Genomic DNA, 20,933 nt, shown 5'->3' with positions numbered 1-20,933 from the left:
TTATTTAAACTCTTTTTCATGCATTTTGAAAAAGTCATAATATGTACGTACATTTTCCAATTCTGTCCACCGTTTTACATCAACAGGATTTTCATCGAGATCATATATTTTCGCGCCTTTCATAGCAAGTATAAATGGTGAGTGCGTTGATATAATAAACTGACATCTTAAAAACCGTGCGGAGTCCTCAATAAAATTCATTAATTCCATTTGACGTTTTGGCGAAAGACTATTTTCAGGTTCATCCAATATATATAGTCCATTCTCATCAATTTTTTCAGTAAAATATATAAATGCGCTTTCTCCATTTGAATATTCTCTGAAATTATCCATTAATCTATTTCTCACAAATTTTGATTGTGTTTTACTCCTAGCAGTATTTACTTTTTTTAATTGTTCATAATCTGCCATCGACTTCATTTGGAATCGAGAATATTTGGACTCCAAATATTCTTCAAAAAGCTTTTCTCTCTTTATGTCAATTCCTTCATTTATACTACGAATATTTAGGATATAATCAAATACATCATCACTAGTAATAATCTTACTATTTTTAGGAATATCTGTTTCAACATATATATCACACATATTGACATAATCAGGAAAAAAATTAGATTTATTATAGATAGAATCACGGCTTACTCCTATTTTTTCTGCTATAACATTTAACGCTGTTGATTTTCCAGAACCATTTCCTCCATACAGAATAGTAATTGGTTCAAAATCAATCCTTCTAAGACCATGTTGTGACAATACCTTAAATGGATAAAACGAGTCATAACAGGTTCTTTTTACCCCCATGAAAAAGTTAAATTCCATATCCTCATTAGGGAATGTAAAATAATTCAAATAAACCATCTTTTTTCTCCTTCTCAGATAAATTGCAATTTATATTATATCCATTGTATAAAAGCAGTTTTATCATTTTGATTATATCCTGCTTGTTCATAGAAATTTAGCGTACTTTCTTTCTTGGAGCCAGTTAATAACATTAATTTATAACACTTCTCTTTAAGCGCTATTTCTTTCGCGTAGTTCAAGCAAGCTGTTGCTAATCCTTTCTTTCTATAATGTTTATCAGTCACTACATTTTCAATAAATGCATATGGTCGTTGATTGTGTGTCAAATTTGGTATTATGACACAAACACATGAAGACACTATCTTTCCTTCTTCCTCTGCAATAATAATATGATGTTCTTTATCTTCCAAAATTCTATTCCATATTTCCATTATTTCAGGTGTTTTTCCTGGCATAGATTCACCATGAAGTTGCATATATAATTGCATTAATCCATTAAAATCTTCATTTATTATTTCCCTTATCATGTGTTCATCCCCCCTGCATACATTCTAAGATGAGATAATATCTATCTAAATTGCTCCATCTTCACATTTTTACTGTTGCTATTATTAATAATCTTGGTGCCACTACTTGTTCCAATGATAATACGATTACACATATTAATAAATAATCCTGTTTCTATCACTCCAGTTATTCTATTAACTTTATTATAAACGTCATTAATGTTCATTGGCGTTCCTATATGCAAATCAACTATATAGTTACCATTATCAGTTACAAAAATCTCTTCTTCCTTCATTCTTATTTTGGGATTTAATGAATAATCCTGTAATTCTTTAATTACATGTTTGTATCCATAAGGTAATATTTCAACTGGTAAAGGAAATTTCCCAATACCATCAACTAATTTACTTTCATCCATAATCCATATAACTTCATTAGCTAAACTAGCCACAATTTTTTCTCTAAATAAGGCTCCTCCTCCACCTTTAATAGCATTAAATTCATTATCTATTTCGTCTACACCATCAATTGCTAAATCGATCCTATCAACTTCATCAATTGATAATAAAGGGATCTTAAGTTCTCTTGCTAAACTCTCAGTACTTTTTGATGTTGCTACAGCTTTTATCTCCATTCCATTTTTAATCAATTCTCCAACTTTTTTAATCATGTAATAAGCAGTAGAACCTGTTCCCAATCCTAATATCATCCCATTTTTTATATATTCTGTTGATTTTTCTCCTGCAACTCTTTTTTGATCCATACTTACCTCCAAAGATTTTATAATTCTATTCCTACTTTAAATTCTCTATCTGTATAAATTTGTTTTTTCTTGAATATCATTTATATAATATTTTTTCCAATACACATTTTTCAATATTCACGACTCGCAAATATTGCCGTAAAATAGCTTTGATTCTTTTGACTTAAATATTACACATATATTCTTATCGTTTAAATCATGGTATCAGAGAATTTCATTTACCAACAAATTGTTAATCCAACCTATCATACAAATTATAATTTCGTTTCGCTTTATGTAAATTATATCATTTCCTTACAATTATTTTCATTAAATATAAATAAATTTATCACTATCTAATAATACTCGCGACTTTCATTCCACTTATATTTAATTTTTCTCCTTACTAAACCTCCCCCATATTAATGCTGTACAATAATATAATTTTTAATTATCATCTTAAACCCCTATAATTCTCTATAATCCATTAATGTATTTGTCTGTAGCTTACTACTTAATCCAATCTTATTTCCCCCCTAATTCTATTTCTAGGTATGAAAAAAGAGCCAAGATTTTACTCTCAGCTCTAGACTTCTTTTGTTAATTCCTTTTTATACATATTTCCAAGCAATATAGCTATTCCTGCAATGTTTAGATTAAAAAAACTAATTTTTATGGGAATTGTTATGATATTGATAGAAATGATTCATTTTTTATGGTTAGTTACAAATTCTCCAAAAAATCTTGTAGCATCTCAGCTGTGATTCCCCATATATTATAAGTTTCATATTTATAAAATAAAGATCTATAATTAGCTTCTCTAAATTTATAGTTTTCCCTATTAACAATTAAATCATATGGAAATTCTTTATCTCTCTCAATATTTATTTTATTATTATATACACGAGGCTTATTATCTAAAAGATAGGATAACGGTACATAAAACACATGATCAACCTCATCTTCACTTATCTTTATTTCATCAAGATCTTTAATAATTCCTACATACGGATGAATTATTATACCATCATACCTTACTATAGTATCTAATTCATTTACTATATTAATGCTTTTTACGCCAAGTTCTTCGGATATTTCTCTAAGTGCAGCTTCCTTAGGAGATTCATTTCCATCTATCTTCCCACCCGGAAAACATATATCTCCTGGCTGACTCCTTAATTTTTTAGACCTAACTTCAAATAATACATGTACTTCATTATCAATCTCAACTAGTGGAATAATTATAGCTGACCTTCTCATTCTTTTCCAGCCATTAATATATGGTTTCTCATCTTTTAACTTATTCATAATATATTCTAAATTCATATCCTATAATCTCCTCCTATCTAGTTATGTTATAAAAATATTATATCAAAATCATTATCTTAGCGATATGAAAATTATATTCTTCTAAACATTATAAAAAAGCTGCTAAAAACAAAGTTTGAATTTCATTCTTAACAGCTTGTAATCCTTGCCTTACTAAAAGTATATTAAAAAGCTAACTTTTCATATAACTCTTTGATTGTACTAAAGCTATATGTTGGTCTAAATTCTGTATCTTTCAAATCTTCCTTTGTTGCTTCTCCAGTGAACACTACAGCTGTATCAACACCACCATTAATACCGCAGGCAATGTCTGTATATAATCTATCCCCTATAACTAAAGTTTGCTCCTTTGTAAATCCAGTTTGTTCTAGACACATTTCCACTATCGTTTTATTAGGCTTTCCAATGTATAAAGGTTGTCTTTTTACTGCATTTTCAATCATTTCACATATTGATCCACAGTCTGGTACAAAACCAAAGCTAGTCGGACAAACAAGATCTGGATTAGTAGCTATATAATCAATATCTCTTGTTGATAGTAATTCACATATATCCTCTATCTTTTTATAATTTAATTCATTATCAAAGCCTACTACTGCACAAACAATATCTTCATCTTTATCTTCTGTAATATTAAGCTCAAATCTTTTTAGTTCTTTAATAAATGATTTTGTTCCAAGAACAAATATTTTTTTATCTTTATATACTTCTTTTAGATATATTGCGGTTGCATAAGATGATGTTACAAAACTTGTTTTATCAACTTTAATTCCAAAGTCATCAAACTTCATAATATAATCTTCTATACTTTTTGTTGAATTATTTGTTATAAATATATATTTACCACCTATACTTAAAACATAATCCATAAATTCTAATGTACCATCGATTAATGTTGTATCTAAAGCTATTGTACCATCAATATCTAATAAAAATAATTTTTTATCTTTTAGCATATTATCATTCTCCGTAAAATAAATTCGTTAATTCATTTGCATATTCTTCTAACATATTTTCAGTTTTTGCATATTGCAAAATCGTATATCTAGGTCTGATTTCAAGGGCATGAATTACACTCCTATGAAATAATTCTTTTTCAATTCCTAACGCCTTTGGATTAGACTTAGCTCCAATAGAATTTAATAAATTTATTATTATTTCTGGCACAGGAGTCTCTATCCCAAACCTTTCTTCAATATTAAGTTTTTTATATAACCATGCTGATATTACTGTGCCAACTCCAACTGAATTGCCATGTAAAGGATGCTCTAGTTTTCTTGAAAGCTTATCAATTTCCCAATAATGAGAAAGATGGTGTTCTGCTCCTGATGCCGGTCTTGAATTTCCAGAAAGAGTCATTGCTATTCCTGATAGTATAAGTGCTTCTGATATATATTCTATTGCTTTAACATCTCTCTTAACAGCTCCTTCTATATTTTCAAAACATTTATACATAGCATTCCTTACTAGCTTTTCTGTTGTATCACAAAAATATTCGTTATAAATCGTATTAGATAGTCTCCAATCAGAAAGTGCTGTATATTTTCCTAGTATATCACCAAATCCAGCGCATATCATCTCAAATGGAGCATCTTTCATAATATTTGAATCAGCTATAATAGCATATGGATTAGTCCCTGGATATGTTACCTTTGCTCCATCAATAATTAGAGGTGATACTGTTGATGCATATCCATCCATTGATGGAGCTGTTCCCATTATAACATAAGGAATATGAATTTTTGCACTTATTATTCTACATATATCATTAATACTTCCAGATCCCACAGCAACTATAAGCTCTGTTTCATTATTTACTTCAACCAATACTCGTCCAATTGCTTTTTCATCTGGAATTAAATCTCCATCACTAACTAATATAATATTATTTACCTTATAACCTGATTCAGTAAGTTCATTTTCTACACACTTGCCAAGTGCTTTATAAGTATTATTATCACTGACCAATAAGATTTCTTTTGGTAAAATTTCTTTTGCGACATCTAGAATTCTATTATATACATTTTCTCCAACATAGATATGTTTTATGTCTATTCTATGTTTTTTGCCGCAGCCACAGTCAAATTCCATATCCGCCATTTCTTCTATTGTTTTAGTCAAAATTTCATTCAAAATTAAGTACCTCCTACGTTTATGCTTTTTGCTTTAGGTTCATTTAAAATTATATACTATATTCATCTGCATAAACAGCGTACAAGTTACTTAATTTTAAGCTTTATTGAATTAAATACATTTTCTTACCCACACTATCATTTCTCCTGGTGTTCTGTTCGCCCATAAATAATATGGAATCCATTTCAACTTCTTTTCATTAAATTCAATTTTAGAGTCATATACATATAACTTATCTTTATCACAATCTTGCTCTTTAACTACTAGTCCATCACTTTCAAGTACTATTGCGCCACCTAAGAAATCTTTGTCATATTCATAAGTAAATTTAGGATTACTCTTTAAATAAACTCTGTGCAGATCAGGTCCATTGTCTTCTTCCTCTAAGCAATAAACAACTGGTCCCCTCATTACAGCAACTTTTCCCATGTCTTCCCTTACATTTATATTTGCTCTAACTATTTCTACAGGCATCTTAAATAAAATGTTAATTTTATCAGCATCTTTCCATTTTCTATTTATATACGCATACCCATCGATTATACTGAAATTTATCTTTTCTTCATTAACCTTTATTTCATAATTTCTACACCATTCAGGAATTCTTAATGCAAATTCAAAGCCAGCTTCTTCCTTCATGTTTAAATTAATGTCTATACTCTCCTCCCATGGATAGTTTGTTTTAATATCAAATGATACACTCTTTCCAGAGAAATTAGCTGATATTTCTCCTCCCATGTATAAATGCATAAATATTGTATTATCTCTTAATGTATATGCATAACTTCCTATAGATGTCAAAAGTCTTGCTAGATTAGGAGGACAGCATGCACACCCAAACCATTTTTGACGCTCAACTTTTACATGTTCTCTCAAATGATCTTTTTCAGAAGCCTCTGGAACTACCTCTAATGGATTTACATAGAAAAACTTAGTTCCATCAATTGACATTCCGCTTATAATTCCGTTGTATAAGGCTTTCTCCATTATATCTGCATATTGTGATTTAGATTCAATTTCAAGCATTCTTCTTGCAAAAAAAACTAATCCAATAGATGCACAAGTTTCAGCATAAATAGTATCATTAGGCAAATCATAATCATAAGTAAATGCTTCTCCATATTGTGACGATCCGATTCCACCTGTTATATACATTTGCTTTTTAGTCATATTACTCCATAAGCACTTGCAAGCTTCTAGCAGCTCATCGTCATTTGTTTCTCTTGCTACATCAGCCATTCCTGAATATAAATATACAGCTCTTACAGCATGCCCTTCTGCAACTTCCTGCTCTTTTACTGGTTTACCTGCTTGATAATATTGATATTTAAAGTAACTATCTTCCCACCAGAACTTATTATTATACTTTTTCCCTTCTTCTTCAAAATATAATGGTGATTTGCCTCTTTCATCTATAAAGTATTTTACTAAATTTAGATATTTTTTATCTTTTTTTATTTTGTAGAGTTTAATTAAAGCCAATTCAATTACTTCATGACCTGGATATCCATGCAATTTGCTATCTTCTGGCCCAAATATAGTATCCACATAGTCTACATATTTTACGATTGCATTTAATAACTTATCTTTTCCCGTTGCCTCATAATAAGCTACTGCCCCTTCAATCAAATGACCTAAACAATACAATTCATGATTATCACGTAAGTTTGTCCATCTTTTATCTAATCCGTTTATAATGTAATAAGTATCTAGGTATCCATCTGGCTGCTGTGCCGCACAAACAATATCAATTGCTCCATCTGCAATTTTTTCAAGTCCTTCATCCTTATTCCACATAAGAGAATATCCAACAGCTTCTATCCATTTTGCAAAATCACTATCTTGAAATACAAAACCTTTAAATTCACCTTCCATCATCCCAGCTGCAATCTTAAAATTTTGCATACAATAACTTGGCTCCGCACCTTCTATTCTATCATTCAATGCTTCCCATTGATAAGGAATCACATGAGTTCTTGCTAGCTCCATCATTTTCTTCCAAAAATTATCTTTTACATTTATACGATTTATTTGCAAATGTTTACTAAAGGTATTTGAGTTCATTATTAATTCCTCCTAAATTTATTTTTATGGTGGTTAATTTATTATAATTATCAAAAACTATTTTATTCATTCCTCTAAAATACAAATGCCCTTATTTAAGCATATGACTAGCTTTTATACATATAACTATAGTATATTTATTATATAGAAACAACTTTCATTTTAGTATAATAGGTGGTGAAATCCTATATGTTTTATTTTATCTCTGATAATAAATATCCCCTCACTCATTGTTCTAGTGGAAAATTGATAAATAATGAAAATTTTATACATTCTAAAAGAAACCTCGATACTTTTGTTATTCTAATTTGTTGTGAGGGAACTCTGTACATTGCACAAGATGATAAAAGATATGAACTTACTCCAAATAAGTTTATTATATTATTTCCATTCCATACCCACTACGGTTATAAAAAATCTGAAGGTAATCTTTCTTACTATTGGTGTCATTTTAGAATTACTTCTGCTGAATATAAGCTTTTAAACGCTGAACAAATTAATGATTATATATTCAATCTTGATAATGAATTAAAAAAAGCCTCTTCAGATGTTTATATTTTACCTGAATATGGTTCAATTTCTTCTGCTGCAAGAACAAGCCTTATTTTTCGTCAACTACTTGATCTATCAAACAAAAAGAGTTATTCAGAATATTTAACAAATTATGCATTAAGCCTGTTGGCAATGGAAATTTCTCAAGATTTCATGGATAATATAATTCATCAAAATGAAAAACTATCTAATACCAATTGCAAAATAAATGAAATTGCAAACTGGATAAATATAAATTATAATTCAAATTTAACTGCACATAAAATCGCCGAAACATTTAACTACAATCAGGATTATCTTTCTTCGGCATTTAAAAAATATACTGGTATATCCCTTTTGAAATACATCAACAAAACAAGAATTTCCGCTTCTAAACAACTTCTATTAAATTCATCTTTCTCAATAAAAGAAATTGCTCTTCAGGTTGGATTTAATGATGATAAGCATTTTATGAAACTTTTTAAAAAATTTGAAGATGTCACACCAACTGAATATAAAAACGCATATTTTAGAAAAAACTTGAACAAAAAGTAATTGTTTATATTATGACTTTATTTTAAAAATATTTAAAATGATTATTCACATCTAATTCATTAAAGGGTATAATAATCTTAACATAGTATATTATTATTTGATAATTTTATAACGAATTATAACTTAAGTACAATTTTTCTGAAATTAATATTTCAGCATTAATTTCAATTCAACGAATATTAACAACACAGAGGAGATTATTATGATTCACATTACAAATCTAAAGGAAAGTTTGCCACTTTTCAAAGCTTTAAGTTCGGATGTAAGAATGAATATATTAGAGATTTTATCACAGTATAAGCAATTAAATATGAATGAGTTATCAGAGAAACTTGATTTAACTAATGGTGCAGTTACTATGCATATAAAAAAATTAGAAGAGTGTGGATTAATAAAAACGACTAATTTAACTGGAAAGCATGGATTGCAAAAGATATGTTCTCTTCACGAGGATAAATTTGTAATTGATATTGGCAAACAAGATGTAGAAAATTCATATCATATAGATTTAAATATAGGTCACTATTCAAATTATGATATTACCCCTACATGCGGCATCGCAACTAAGGATAGTATTATAGGAGAAGTAGACAATCCAAATTACTTTGCTGATCCTGAAAGAATTAATGCAGATATTCTTTGGTTCACTAAAGGAAGTATAGAATATAGAATTCCTAACTATTTAAAACCAAGTGAAGTATTTTCTGAATTGCAAATATCTATGGAAATAAGTTCAGAAGCCCCTGGAGTATGCAGCATATGGCCATCTGATATACATTTCTATTTAAATAATGTCAATGTTGGTAGATGGACCAGTCCTGGAGATTTTGGTGATAGTAAAGGTATTTTGACTCCATCTTGGTGGAATCCTCATTGGAATCAATACGGATTATTAAAACTTTTAACCATAAATTCTTTCGGAACTTTTATTGATGGAATAAAGATTTCAGATGTCACTCTAGAAGATTTAGAATTAAATTATAAAAGTGATATCCTTCTAAAGTTAGCTGTTCCAGAAGAAACAAAACATGTTGGTGGATTAACTATTTTCGGAAAAAACTTTGGCAATTACAATCAAGGCATAAGCGTAAGACTTGTTTATAATACATTAACTCAAGAATCTTGATGTTGATCATTGTATCTAATTATATATATGTTGCAATTCACAATGCACAATTCACAATTGCAACTAAAATTATTGCAATATTTTTAGAATTATAATGAAGAATCATTTTTGCAATATATATTAAAGTATATTGAATTATATCTGTTTTTATAATAAATAAGAAGTGATATTTATAAGGCATAAATATCACTTCTTATTTTATTTATTCTTTCCTAAACGAATTACATTCCAAGACACTTTTCGTAAAGATGAAGTTATAATTCCATCAACCAGATTGCTTCTATCTACAGATTTTGGAGTAACAGCTTCACCTGTTGGAGAATTCACTATTTTCATATTATCATGCTCTAACACAATATGTTCAATGATTTTAAATCCTTCAAAACTTCTTACATCACAAGTTAATTCAATATCTTCCTCTAAATTACGATTAACTGCAAATATTGTAACTTCTTCCTTTTCTTCATTATATACAGCTATCGATTCAACATCTTTTACGTCAGTAAAATCTATAGTATCATGTTTTGGCGAAGAAACTACTGGTTGAAGTGCAATTCCTCTACCGTATTTAGATGCATGCAAATATGGATAGTATATAGTCTGCTTCCAAGCTGGTCCATTTTCTTCTGTCATAATTGGTGCGATAACATTAACCAATTGCGCTAAGCATGCCATTTTAACTCTATCAGAATGTTTCATTAAAACAATTAACATTAATCCAACTAAAAGTGCATCTTCAAAATTATACATATCTTCTAAAAGTGCAGGTGCCTTTTGCCATGGATGATTCTTCATTATATCATCATCTTCATTATTAGAATGGAACCATACATTCCACTCATCGAAGCTTAAGTGCATAGTCTTTTTACTACGTTTTTTTGCTTTTATATAATCACAAGTTGAAGTAACTGTTTTAATAAAGTGCTCCATATCATCACTTTGTGCTAAGAAGTTTGCAGTATCATTTAATCTATTACCATAATATTGATGGAGAGATACAAAATCTACAACATCGTAAGTATGATCAAGAGTTGATGCTTCCCATTCAGGGAAAGTAGGCATTGCTGTATTTGAACTTCCGCATGAAACTAATTCAATATCTGGATCTATTAATTTCATAGCTTTACCTGTTTCTAGAGCTAATCTTCCATACTCTTTAGAAGTTTTATGTCCTATCTGCCATGGTCCATCCATTTCATTTCCTAAACACCATGTTTTTATTTTATGTGGTTCTTTAACACCATGTTTTATTCTTAAATCACTATATTTCGTACCACCTTTATGATTACAATATTCTAAAAGATTGCAGGCATCTGCAATTCCTCTTGTTCCAAGATTTATTGCCATCATTATTTCAGATCCTACAGCATTAGTCCACTTTGAGAATTCGTTTAATCCAATTTCATTAGTTTCTAAGCTTCTCCAAGCTAATTCTAGTCTCTTTGGCCTTTCTGCTACTTCTCCAACACTATCTTCCCAAAAGAAATTTGATACAAAATTACCACCTGGGTATCTTATAATTGGAACATCTAATTCTTTTACTAATTCCATTACATCGGTGCGAAAGCCATTTTCATCAGCTGACATATGGCCTGGCTGATAAATTCCTCCATATACTGCCCTTCCTAAATGTTCAATGAAAGAACCATAAATTCTTTTATCTATTTCGGATATTTTAAAGTCTTTGTCTACCACCATTTTTGCTTTTTTTGCCATTATAATTCATCTCCTTAAGTATTTAGTTTGGACTTTCTAGTCCTTAGTGAAAATCAAATCATATTAACCCTTTACAGCTCCAGCTGTCATACCTTCTACAAAATATTTTTGGAAGCATGCAAATAAAATAAATACTGGTATTACTGAAATGAACGAACCTACAAATAATAAATTATAGTTATTTCCATAAGGCGTTAATAATGTATTTAATCCTATTGGTAAAGTAAATTTTGCACCATCTTTCAACACTAACATTGGCCATAATAAGTTATTCCAACTAAACATTGCATTTAATATAGCCATTGCCGCAAAAGATGGCTTCATAATCGGTAAAATTAATCTGAAGAAAATACCATATTCAGATGCTCCATCTATCCTACCTGCCTCAACAAGGTCTCTTGGTATTCCGGAGAGGTATTGCCTAAAGAAAAATATAGTTGATGCACTTGCTATAGTCGGCAAAATTATTCCAATATAGGTATTTGTTAAATGCATATCACTTATTTGGTTATATAAAGGTAACATTAAAATCTCAAAAGGTACCATCATAACGAATAAAACACATATAAATAGAAAATTCTTTCCTTTAAAATCATACATTGCGAAACCATATGCAACAAATGCGCTGATAAATAATTGGCAAACTACTTGTACAATAGTCAAGAATAAACTATTAAAAAACCATGTAAATAAGCTATTTTTTTCTGTGAATAGAATTATATAATTTTTAAACGACATTTTATCAGTATCTATTGATACATCCATACCATTTGCTATTACTAATGCACCATCCTTGAACGTAGAAACAAATAATGTATAAAAGGGAATTAGTAGTATTACAGCTATGACTGCAAAAAGCATAAAAATTAATATTCTTTTTGGCAAACTTTTTACATGACTTACTGTATTTTTTTGTGTATTTTTTTTATTATTCAAACTAATATTGCTTTGCATACTAATCTCCTTTCTTAAATGTTCCATTTAGTTTTAATTGCACTAAATTAATAGCCATTCCTATAATAAACAATACTAATCCTACCGCAGATGCATAACCCATGGCATTTTTTTCAATACCTTGTCTATATAAATATCCTACAATTGTAAGACCTATATTATTAGGCGAGTTATTACCATTAAATACCATATAACTTTCTATGAACATTGCAAGACCTGCGTAAATAGATATAGTAAGCACATAAATTGTTGTCGGTTTAAGTTGAGGTATTGTTATATATCTAAACTTTTGCAATGTATTTGCTCCATCTATATCAGCTGATTCATATAATTCCGTAGGAATGTTTTTAAGTCCTGATAAGAAATATAACATATTAACACCAGTCCATCTCCAACATGCCAATACTAGCAATACTATAAATCCTGTAGTTCCATTTTTTAGCCATTTAAATGGATCCATTCCAAATAGTGCAACAACCTGATTCATTAATGAAGTAGATTGTTCTCCAAAGGCAAATCTAAATATTATACCTGCCACAGCAACAGATGTTAAAGCCGGTAAATATAATGCAGATTTAAAGAATTCTTTTCCAACCATTAGTTTGCTGTCTATTATACATGCAAGTATCATTGGAATTGGAATAAGCAATATCAATGTCCATATCATATATTTAAAGCTGTTCCATAACGCAACTAAGAAAACCTTATCCCCTAATAGTTTTGTATAATTTTCAAACCCAACAAATTTTCTCGATCCTGGTAATACATTCTCAAAGCTCATTATTACCGTATTTACCATTGGAGATATGAAAAAAAGTAAAAATACAAGAATAAATGGTAATATAAATACATATGGTGCTGCTTTTTTATTATATATAAATCTCTTTACCATTTCTTAACTTCCTCCTCCCACGCTTAAATAATACAGAGAAGCCATCTTTGTAACTCAATATGCTTGTAAAAAGCTTCTCTGTGTGGATGTTTTTAATTATTTCAATTCATTTTCTACTTGTTGCTGTGCTTCATCTAATGCTTGTTTTATATCTTTTTTATCTTCAAATATGCTATTTAATGTAACTGTATTTAAAACGTTGTTTATACTTGGAATAGCATCATTTGATTTAATTAATTGTATTTCATTTTTGATTTCGTTTAATGTATCAAAAGGATTAGTCTTAAAGTATTTTACAAACTTATTTTCTGGATTATGAGTAATATCATTTTTAGTCCATAAATCAGTATTGCATGGATCGAAGCCTAAATCTTCCCATATTGCCTGTTCACCTTCATCTGAAAGTTTTGCATATGCTAAGAATTCTTTAAGATTTTCTTTATTCTTAGCTGTTTTAGTTACAGCTGTACCTGTACCACCTAAACCTACAGAACGTGGTTGACCTTTTTCAAATACTGGAGCCGGAGCAATTGCCCATTTACCTGCTTGATCAGGCATGTATTGTAAAAATCTTGACATATACCAAAGAGGCATAATTGCAACTGCATAGTCCCCATTATTTATCGCACCTTCAGCATCTGTTTGGTCAGGTTGTCCACCTGGAATAGTAGCTATTGCATGGGCATCTTGTAAATCTCTTAACGTAGTAAGTGCTTTAACCATTTGCGGACTATTTAATTGTGGCTTACCATCCGCATCAGTAAAATCTGATTTTTGTTCTGCTAGCATAAGACTTTCTTGCCATTGAGCACTTGTATCAGCAGTACCAAAGTTTTTACCAGTTGCAGCATAATATTTAGCACCTGCTGCTTTAAAATCATCCCAGGTAGCTATAGATTTATAATCAATCCCCGCCTTTTCTAAGATTTCAGTATTGTAGTATGCTACACATGCACCAACGTGTGTTGGTAGTCCATAATTATGTCCATCTTTACTGTAAAGATCTATACGAGATTTAACCAACTTATCTTTATAAGGTGAAATAACATCATCAAGATTCTCTAATTGTGGGTCTCCTTTAAGAAAATTAGGGAATTTGCCAACTTCTATATCACATGCATCAGGGGCTCCTTGTCCGGACAAGAGTGCAGATTGCAATTTATTATGCATATCATCATAAGGAAGAACTGTAAAATTAATATTTAACTTCTTATCAGGGTTTTTCTGATTCCATTTTTCTAACATCTTTTCATAAAACGTTTTATGCATCTCAATAAATGTCCACATTTCTAACTGATCTCCTGAAGAAGATGATGCTGAATCCTTTCCTCCACTCGAGCTAGTACTCGAACTACTTCCACCACATCCGATTAACATTGTTGCAGCAATGGATGTTACAGCAGCAATAGCAGCAAGTTTTTTTAATATTTTTACACTTTTCATATTTTTACCTCCCATTATTTATTTGAAGTTAATATATTTAGTGAACACCATTTCATTTTTATTAATTAAATATATGCCTTTAAAAACAGTGATCAAAATAACTCTTATAAACAAAGCTTGTACAAATACGCGCTTTATTTTAATTAATTTTAAAGTATATCAATAAACTTGTATTCCTTTTAAATTATTTTATGTATATATTTTTTTAGTTTATTTAATTCTTTTGTTAATTTATCGATATTTTGCCACCAGTAATCCTTTTCATATGCATTATTTTTAAGTTGCAACTTATTATCATAAATTTATTATATACTTATATCTATTAAAGTCAATACTTTCAAGTTATATTTATTTAAATTATTTTAGATTTATTTAAATCATATTTTGACCTTTTTATACAAAACTTAAGATGTTTTATATTATAACGAACTTCTTAATGGCATGTAAATGTTTTTATAATCTTGAACTTTAAATTCTCAAATGATATACTATCTTTAAACTTATCTAAAATAAATATATCAATAATATTAGGTAAATTTTATTTGAGGAGATTGATTAATATGAAACTATTAACCCCAAATTTCGAACGCGAAGGTCCTGGTATAGAAAAGGACGAGCCTCCAAAGGAAGGTATACATTTATTTTTTGAATTATTTACTATGAGATTTTGGGATATAATTAAATTGAATTTTGTCTTTGTTTTATATTCCCTCCCTATTATTACAATCGGTCCAGCTTTCGGTGCTATGACTTCAATTTTAATGTCTATGATCCAAAGAAAGCATACTTATATTTTTTCAGATTTCCATGAAGCCTTTAAAAACAACTGGAAACAATCATTATTTAGTGGATTAATAATATTAATTGCATTTTCATTTTTAGGTGTTTCACTATACTTTTATTTAAAATTAGCTCAAGAGAAATCTATTTTCTATTTTGTTTTCTATTTATGTCTTTTTATCACAGTTTTACTTGCACTTGCATCCATGTATATTTATCCGTTGCTTACTACTGTTTCTCTTCCTCTAAAAGATGTTTTTAAAAATTCTATATTACTTTGTATTGTGTGTATAAGAAATACATTATTAGGCGAATTAGCCTGTGCACTAATATTAGGAATTCATATTTTCTTTTTTCCTATATCACTTCCACTTTTCTTGATACTAACATTTGGTATACTATCTTTCATTTCCAGCTTTACCGCTTGGATAGGCATAAAAAGATTTATTGTACAATGAATAATAAAAAAAACAAAGCATAACCAACTACTCAAATATAGCTGTTATGCTTTGTTTTTTATCTATTATAGATTAATTGTCAACTCAACTGGACAATGATCTGATCCTGTTACTTCCATATGAATTTTTGCATCTTCTAATTTATCCTTAAGACTTTCTGAAACCAAGAAATAATCTATTCTCCATCCAGCATTATTAGCTCTGGCATTAAATCTATATGACCACCATGAGTACATGCCTTCTTTATCAGGATGGAAATATCTATATGTATCTATAAATCCTGCTTCTAATAGTTCAGTTATCTTAGATCTTTCCTCATCTGTAAATCCTGCATTCTTTCTATTAGATGTAGGATTTTTTAAATCTATTTCTTTATGTGCAACATTTAAATCCCCACAAATTATTACAGGTTTGTTTTTCTCAAGTTCTTTTAAATATTTTCTAAACACATCTTCCCATACCATTCTATAATCAAGTCTTTCTAATCCTTGCTTAGAATTAGGAGTATAAACATTTACTAAGTAAAAATTACCATACTCTAAAGTAAGTACCCTTCCTTCGTTATCATGTTCTTCTATCCCAATACCTCTTTTTACAGTTAAAGGCTCCTCTTTTGTAAATACAGCAGTGCCTGAATAACCTTTCTTTTCAGCATAATTCCAGTAACTTGTATATCCATCTAGTTCCAAATCTATTTGACCTTCTTGAAGCTTACTTTCCTGTATGCAAAATATATCAGCATCTATTTCCTTAAAATATTCTAAAAAGCCTTTTTTTACGCAGGCTCTTAACCCATTTACATTCCATGAGATTAATTTTTTCAATTTCATCTCCTCCTTAAAATCTTAAATAATAATAATTATTATATAATATTTTAGAAATATTATCTATATATATCACAATTATCTTTCTACTTTCTATTAGATTTAATTGGACACTTTGACCTCTAGAGTTTTAAATATAAATTTATTATTAGAACGCACGTATTATTTATTAAATAATTTATTAATACAACAAAAAAACCACACGCTTTTTATGCCTAGTGGTTTAATTTATTTATCAAAATACTACTTTTTCGATTATACTAATTAATAATAAACAACAATAAAGTTATTATAACTATGCTTATAGGTATACATAAAGAATTTACTACCCCCGCTAAGCCTTCATCACATTTACATCTAGCCGTAAAGACTGGTGCAAGAACAGGAACCGGGCCAAATACCAAAATAACTAGTACATGCTTAATTTCCATTGAGAACGGTACACAAAAATAAATAATAACTGCAAATATTGCTGCAAACAAGTAACGTATACTTATAATAGAAGCAACTTTAACTAGCTGTTCTTTTCGGAATTTGCATTCAAAAACCATGCCAATCATAAGCATGGACAAAAACGCATTTCCTGCACTTAGATTTGAAGTTACTGTATATATCACCTGTGGCAACTTAATACCTGTAATTGTCACTATAAACATAAGCATATAAGTATCAAAAGGTACAGATGAGAACATTTTTCTAAGAAATGCTCTAATGCTTTGATCATTTCCTTCACCAACAACACCTGATGCAAGTGCATATGTACCTCCTGTACACATAATCGAATTACCTATATCAAAGAGACTTGTTATCCCAACAGCATATGCACCCATAAAACTCTGCACATATGGTAGGGTAAAACATCCTATATTATATCCAGCTAAATTTAGCATATTAAAGGCTTTTTCTTTATTATCCTTATTCCTAGCTAAAACAAAACCAACGAAAGACATTATAATGTTTCCCAAAAATCCAAGCAAAATAATAAAAAGCATTGATGTATCCATTTTAAAATTTGCAAATCCAGTAATAAGTGCACACGGTAAAGTAATATTCATTATAATTTTAGTTATAATTTTATAGTCTTTAGGCCCAAAAACCCCTATCCTTTTAAAACTATATCCTATCGCAATAATCAATATAAAGCTAAACGCTTTTATTAAAATATCCCCCATTTTTACCCCTTTCTCTTAATTATACCGAAATAATAAAAATCCACATCTAGCACTCTAATACTTAACTACCAAATTAGGATCAAAACATAGAAATTTAACTTCAGCATGTATGCAAATACATGCTGAAAAATCAATAACTTATTCTTAATTTCAATATATACTATCGATTAAATTAGTAAATTGCTACAACTCATGAACTAAATATAAGATCTAACAAAAACACTTTATTCTTTCATTGCAGCAATTTTACAACGCTATTTACTATTTTATCTTTTCTTAATAGTCTTCTTTTTGCCATTTGGCGAGTTTTTTTCTTTTGCTTTCTTACCTTTTTCTCTTCTATCAGAAATTCTATCAGCCTTTAATCTGTCTGAAGGCTTTTTCCTATTAGTTCCTTGGCTTTCATTACCTCTGGAAACGCTAGAATTATAACCTTTGACACTTTTATTTTTGTCTTTTATAAGACATTTTGGACCATTTCCTATCAAATCAGTTCTACCAGCTTGTGTTAATGCCTCATAGACCAGTGTATAGTACTTTGGATTCTTATATTGAAGCAGAGCTCTTTGCATAGCTTTTTCATGCTTAGTCTTTGGTACATAAACTTCTTTCATTGTCATTGGGTCTAATCCGGTATAATACATTGTTGTAGCCAATGTACCTGGTGTTGGATAAAAATCTTGTACCTGCTCTGGTTGATAGTTAATATCTCTTAGATACTCAGCAAGCTCAATTGCACATTCTAAAGTACTTCCCGGATGAGATGACATTAAATATGGAATTATATATTGTTTTTTTCCAAGTTTCTTTGTTATTTTTTCAAACTTATTTACAAATTTATCATAAGTTTCACCAGCCGGTTTACCCATATATTTTAGTACATCTTTTGAAATATGTTCAGGTGCAACTTTTAATTTTCCACTTACATGATGTTCTACCAATTCTTTAAAAAACGTATCATCTTTATCAGCCATAATATAATCATATCTAAGACCTGAGCGCACAAATGCCTTTTTAACTTTTGGTACATTCCTTATAGATCTTAACAAATCAAGGTATTCAGTATGATCTACATCCATATTTCTACAAACATCTGGAGATAAACACTCTTTATTTTTACATGCTCCAAAAGCTAACTGCTTAGAACAAGCTGGTTTTCTAAAGTTTGCAGTCGGCCCTCCTACATCATGAATATATCCCTTAAAATCTGGAAGTTTTGTAATGTCTTCTACTTCTTGTAATATTGATTCTTTACTTCTACTTTGAACAACTCTTCCCTGATGGAAAGTTATAGCACAAAATTTACAATCTCCAAAACAGCCTCTTGAACTTACTGTACTAAATTTAACTTCTTCAATTGCAGCTATTCCGCCTTTCCCTTCATAAACAGGATGGTAATCTCTCATATATGGAAGTCCATATACTTCATCTAATTCCTCTCTATTTAAAGGGGCTTCTGGAATATTTTGTACCACATATTTACTTCCATGCTTTTGTACGATAATATTACCACGAACAGAATCCTGTTCTTCATATTCTACTTTGCTTGCTTCCGCATATTTATATCTATTTGTAGATACTTCCTTATACGAAGGAATTTCAATATAATCCTGCACATCTTCTAAACTTTCTGTAGCATAGCAAGTGCCTCTAATATAAGTTATATCCTTTGCTCGAACTTTATTCTTTAAACTTTCTGCAACGGCCACTATTTGTTTTTCACCCATACCATAAATTAACAAGTCAGCTGTACTATCAATTAATATTGATTTCCTTACTTTATCACTCCAATAATCGTAATGAGCAAATCTTCTAAGACTTGCTTCTATTCCTCCTATTACAATATCTATATCTTTATAAGCTTCTCTTATCTTATTGCAATAAACAATTGTCGCTCTATCAGGCCTAAGTCCCATTTGTCCACCTGGAGAATAGAAATCTTTTTCTCTTAATCTTTTACTTACAGTATAATGATTGACCATAGGATCCATGTTTCCACCATTAACTAGGAAAGCATATTTAGGCTTCCCAAATCTCTGAAAATCATAAATATTATCCCAATCTGGTTGTGGTATTATCCCAACTTTATATCCATTTGCTTCAAGTACTCTCGAAATAATTGCAGTACCAAAACTATGATGATCAATGTATGCATCAGCTGTAACAATTATGAAATCTAATTGCTCCCAACCTCTTTCTCTCATATCTTTTTTGCTTATGGGCAAAAACTTTCTTTCAGTTGTCATATCTTCACCTACTTATTCTTCTTATGGTTTAATTTTCAAAAATAATAAACACCTTATTTTCTCTTTGCCTATTATAACATAAAGACACCAAATTCTAAATCCGTATTATGTTATTTATTAATTTCATGTCTTTTTAAACATTATTTTCAATTATTCTAGTATTAAAATGCTTTATTTAAACTATTCTACCCCAGTATGTACACCTATAAGATCTTATTTACATAAATTTGTATAATAAAAATATGGCGGGTTATATCCTTATAGATAATTTTATTTTTAAGTTTAATATGTAACAATTTTTAATTATGTTTAATATATTATTAATATAACAAATGATATAGATTAACAAAGGAGAAATGAACTATGAGCAGATGCTGTTATAACAGATGTTGCAATAATTGCTGTGGATACAATTACGGAAACTTTTGTGGATACGGTGGTTATGGCGGATATGGTGGTGGATATGGTTTTAATAATGCTTGGGCATTATGGCCACTATTATTCTTATTATAAAACAACTAACTAATTTTATCCTGTAAGGCCATTTTTACACCTCGATATTACAAAAGAAAAGATTTCTATAATTGCTTATTTTAGAAATAATATGGAATATGAAATAAGACCTAAAGATAATTAATATCTTGTAGGTCTTATTTTTAT

General features: G+C 29.5%; 18 protein-coding genes. 4 read left to right on the top strand and 14 right to left on the bottom strand.

Annotation, left to right across the window (positions count from 1 at the left end):
• The 7 genes from F3K33_RS12125 to F3K33_RS12095 form a co-directional block, all read right to left on the bottom strand.
• Entirely contained in the window at positions 1–858 is an 858-nt protein-coding gene (locus tag F3K33_RS12125) for an AAA family ATPase (RefSeq protein WP_023976134.1), read from the bottom strand.
• Between the two features lie 35 nt (positions 859–893).
• Positions 894–1,328 carry a GNAT family N-acetyltransferase gene (locus tag F3K33_RS12120; protein ID WP_039773881.1) on the bottom strand — a complete coding sequence of 145 codons (435 nt, stop codon included), beginning with the start codon at positions 1,326–1,328 and terminating at the stop codon, positions 894–896.
• Positions 1,329–1,369: 41 nt separating this feature from the next.
• Positions 1,370–2,071 carry a ribose-5-phosphate isomerase RpiA gene (gene rpiA / locus F3K33_RS12115; RefSeq protein WP_039773882.1) on the bottom strand — a complete coding sequence of 234 codons (702 nt, stop codon included), beginning with the start codon at positions 2,069–2,071 and terminating at the stop codon, positions 1,370–1,372.
• 702 nt (positions 2,072–2,773) lie between these two features.
• Entirely contained in the window at positions 2,774–3,376 is a 603-nt protein-coding gene (locus F3K33_RS12110) for an NUDIX hydrolase (RefSeq protein WP_017209294.1), read from the bottom strand.
• A gap of 167 nt (positions 3,377–3,543) precedes the next feature.
• Positions 3,544–4,335, bottom strand: coding sequence for an HAD-IIA family hydrolase (locus F3K33_RS12105; protein WP_017209295.1), 792 nt, complete (start codon positions 4,333–4,335; stop codon positions 3,544–3,546).
• A gap of 4 nt (positions 4,336–4,339) precedes the next feature.
• Positions 4,340–5,512 carry a sn-glycerol-1-phosphate dehydrogenase gene (locus tag F3K33_RS12100; protein ID WP_023976138.1) on the bottom strand — a complete coding sequence of 391 codons (1,173 nt, stop codon included), beginning with the start codon at positions 5,510–5,512 and terminating at the stop codon, positions 4,340–4,342.
• A gap of 111 nt (positions 5,513–5,623) precedes the next feature.
• Positions 5,624–7,576 (bottom strand): glycoside hydrolase family 127 protein, encoded by a 1,953-nt coding sequence (locus F3K33_RS12095; RefSeq protein ID WP_039773883.1) that lies wholly within the window; start codon positions 7,574–7,576, stop codon positions 5,624–5,626.
• A gap of 189 nt (positions 7,577–7,765) precedes the next feature.
• Between F3K33_RS12095 and F3K33_RS12090 the strand changes: the two genes are divergently transcribed.
• Together F3K33_RS12090 and F3K33_RS12085 are read left to right on the top strand one after the other, a co-directional pair.
• A complete protein-coding gene (locus tag F3K33_RS12090) occupies positions 7,766–8,662 on the top strand; it encodes an AraC family transcriptional regulator (RefSeq protein WP_023976140.1) in 897 nt (298 codons plus the stop codon).
• A 202-nt stretch (positions 8,663–8,864) separates the two neighbouring features.
• Positions 8,865–9,788 (top strand): ArsR/SmtB family transcription factor, encoded by a 924-nt coding sequence (locus tag F3K33_RS12085; RefSeq protein ID WP_017209299.1) that lies wholly within the window; start codon positions 8,865–8,867, stop codon positions 9,786–9,788.
• A gap of 198 nt (positions 9,789–9,986) precedes the next feature.
• On the opposite strand, the gene arfA is transcribed toward F3K33_RS12085, so the two are convergent.
• From arfA to F3K33_RS12065, 4 genes are all read right to left on the bottom strand, one after another.
• Positions 9,987–11,504 (bottom strand): arabinosylfuranosidase ArfA, encoded by a 1,518-nt coding sequence (gene arfA / locus F3K33_RS12080; protein WP_039773884.1) that lies wholly within the window; start codon positions 11,502–11,504, stop codon positions 9,987–9,989.
• Positions 11,505–11,567: 63 nt separating this feature from the next.
• Positions 11,568–12,458, bottom strand: a complete 891-nt coding sequence (locus F3K33_RS12075) for a carbohydrate ABC transporter permease (RefSeq protein WP_039773885.1) — start codon at positions 12,456–12,458, stop codon at positions 11,568–11,570.
• A gap of 1 nt (position 12,459) precedes the next feature.
• Positions 12,460–13,350 (bottom strand): carbohydrate ABC transporter permease, encoded by an 891-nt coding sequence (locus F3K33_RS12070; RefSeq protein ID WP_023976145.1) that lies wholly within the window; start codon positions 13,348–13,350, stop codon positions 12,460–12,462.
• Between the two features lie 96 nt (positions 13,351–13,446).
• Positions 13,447–14,793: an ABC transporter substrate-binding protein gene (locus tag F3K33_RS12065; RefSeq protein WP_012058573.1), complete on the bottom strand. Its 1,347-nt coding sequence runs from the start codon at positions 14,791–14,793 to the stop codon at positions 13,447–13,449.
• Between the two features lie 560 nt (positions 14,794–15,353).
• On the opposite strand from F3K33_RS12065, the gene F3K33_RS12060 reads away from it, so the two are divergent.
• Positions 15,354–16,031: a YesL family protein gene (locus F3K33_RS12060; protein ID WP_023976146.1), complete on the top strand. Its 678-nt coding sequence runs from the start codon at positions 15,354–15,356 to the stop codon at positions 16,029–16,031.
• Positions 16,032–16,096: 65 nt separating this feature from the next.
• Here the strand turns inward: F3K33_RS12060 and F3K33_RS12055 are convergent, their stop codons facing one another.
• The 3 genes from F3K33_RS12055 to F3K33_RS12045 form a co-directional block, all read right to left on the bottom strand.
• Positions 16,097–16,861 (bottom strand): exodeoxyribonuclease III, encoded by a 765-nt coding sequence (locus F3K33_RS12055; protein WP_039773886.1) that lies wholly within the window; start codon positions 16,859–16,861, stop codon positions 16,097–16,099.
• A gap of 254 nt (positions 16,862–17,115) precedes the next feature.
• A complete protein-coding gene (locus F3K33_RS12050) occupies positions 17,116–18,027 on the bottom strand; it encodes an AEC family transporter (RefSeq protein WP_023976148.1) in 912 nt (303 codons plus the stop codon).
• 266 nt (positions 18,028–18,293) lie between these two features.
• Positions 18,294–20,273: a YgiQ family radical SAM protein gene (locus F3K33_RS12045; RefSeq protein WP_023976149.1), complete on the bottom strand. Its 1,980-nt coding sequence runs from the start codon at positions 20,271–20,273 to the stop codon at positions 18,294–18,296.
• A gap of 363 nt (positions 20,274–20,636) precedes the next feature.
• On the opposite strand from F3K33_RS12045, the gene F3K33_RS26365 reads away from it, so the two are divergent.
• The gene (locus F3K33_RS26365; protein ID WP_017209305.1) at positions 20,637–20,786 is read left to right on the top strand and encodes a hypothetical protein; all 150 of its coding nucleotides are present in this window, start codon (positions 20,637–20,639) and stop codon (positions 20,784–20,786) included.
• Positions 20,787–20,933: the final 147 nt, after the last annotated feature.

The organism is Clostridium beijerinckii (assembly GCF_008705175.1).
GTDB classification, from domain to species: domain Bacteria; phylum Bacillota; class Clostridia; order Clostridiales; family Clostridiaceae; genus Clostridium; species Clostridium beijerinckii.
This window is presented reverse-complemented; position numbering and strand designations above follow the sequence as displayed.

Excerpts from the sequence above, each read along its gene's own strand:
- F3K33_RS12125 (WP_023976134.1), bottom strand. The coding sequence starts at position 858 with ATGGTTTATTTGAATTATTTTACATTCCCTAATGAGGATATGGAATTT.
- F3K33_RS12120 (WP_039773881.1), bottom strand. The coding sequence starts at position 1,328 with ATGATAAGGGAAATAATAAATGAAGATTTTAATGGATTAATGCAATTA.
- rpiA (WP_039773882.1), bottom strand. The coding sequence starts at position 2,071 with ATGGATCAAAAAAGAGTTGCAGGAGAAAAATCAACAGAATATATAAAA.
- F3K33_RS12110 (WP_017209294.1), bottom strand. The coding sequence starts at position 3,376 with ATGAATTTAGAATATATTATGAATAAGTTAAAAGATGAGAAACCATAT.
- F3K33_RS12105 (WP_017209295.1), bottom strand. The coding sequence starts at position 4,335 with ATGCTAAAAGATAAAAAATTATTTTTATTAGATATTGATGGTACAATA.
- F3K33_RS12095 (WP_039773883.1), bottom strand. The coding sequence starts at position 7,576 with ATGAACTCAAATACCTTTAGTAAACATTTGCAAATAAATCGTATAAAT.
- F3K33_RS12090 (WP_023976140.1), top strand. The coding sequence starts at position 7,766 with ATGTTTTATTTTATCTCTGATAATAAATATCCCCTCACTCATTGTTCT.
- F3K33_RS12085 (WP_017209299.1), top strand. The coding sequence starts at position 8,865 with ATGATTCACATTACAAATCTAAAGGAAAGTTTGCCACTTTTCAAAGCT.
- arfA (WP_039773884.1), bottom strand. The coding sequence starts at position 11,504 with ATGGCAAAAAAAGCAAAAATGGTGGTAGACAAAGACTTTAAAATATCC.
- F3K33_RS12075 (WP_039773885.1), bottom strand. The coding sequence starts at position 12,458 with ATGCAAAGCAATATTAGTTTGAATAATAAAAAAAATACACAAAAAAAT.
- F3K33_RS12070 (WP_023976145.1), bottom strand. The coding sequence starts at position 13,350 with ATGGTAAAGAGATTTATATATAATAAAAAAGCAGCACCATATGTATTT.
- F3K33_RS12065 (WP_012058573.1), bottom strand. The coding sequence starts at position 14,793 with ATGAAAAGTGTAAAAATATTAAAAAAACTTGCTGCTATTGCTGCTGTA.
- F3K33_RS12060 (WP_023976146.1), top strand. The coding sequence starts at position 15,354 with ATGAAACTATTAACCCCAAATTTCGAACGCGAAGGTCCTGGTATAGAA.
- F3K33_RS12055 (WP_039773886.1), bottom strand. The coding sequence starts at position 16,861 with ATGAAATTGAAAAAATTAATCTCATGGAATGTAAATGGGTTAAGAGCC.
- F3K33_RS12050 (WP_023976148.1), bottom strand. The coding sequence starts at position 18,027 with ATGGGGGATATTTTAATAAAAGCGTTTAGCTTTATATTGATTATTGCG.
- F3K33_RS12045 (WP_023976149.1), bottom strand. The coding sequence starts at position 20,273 with ATGACAACTGAAAGAAAGTTTTTGCCCATAAGCAAAAAAGATATGAGA.
- F3K33_RS26365 (WP_017209305.1), top strand. The coding sequence starts at position 20,637 with ATGAGCAGATGCTGTTATAACAGATGTTGCAATAATTGCTGTGGATAC.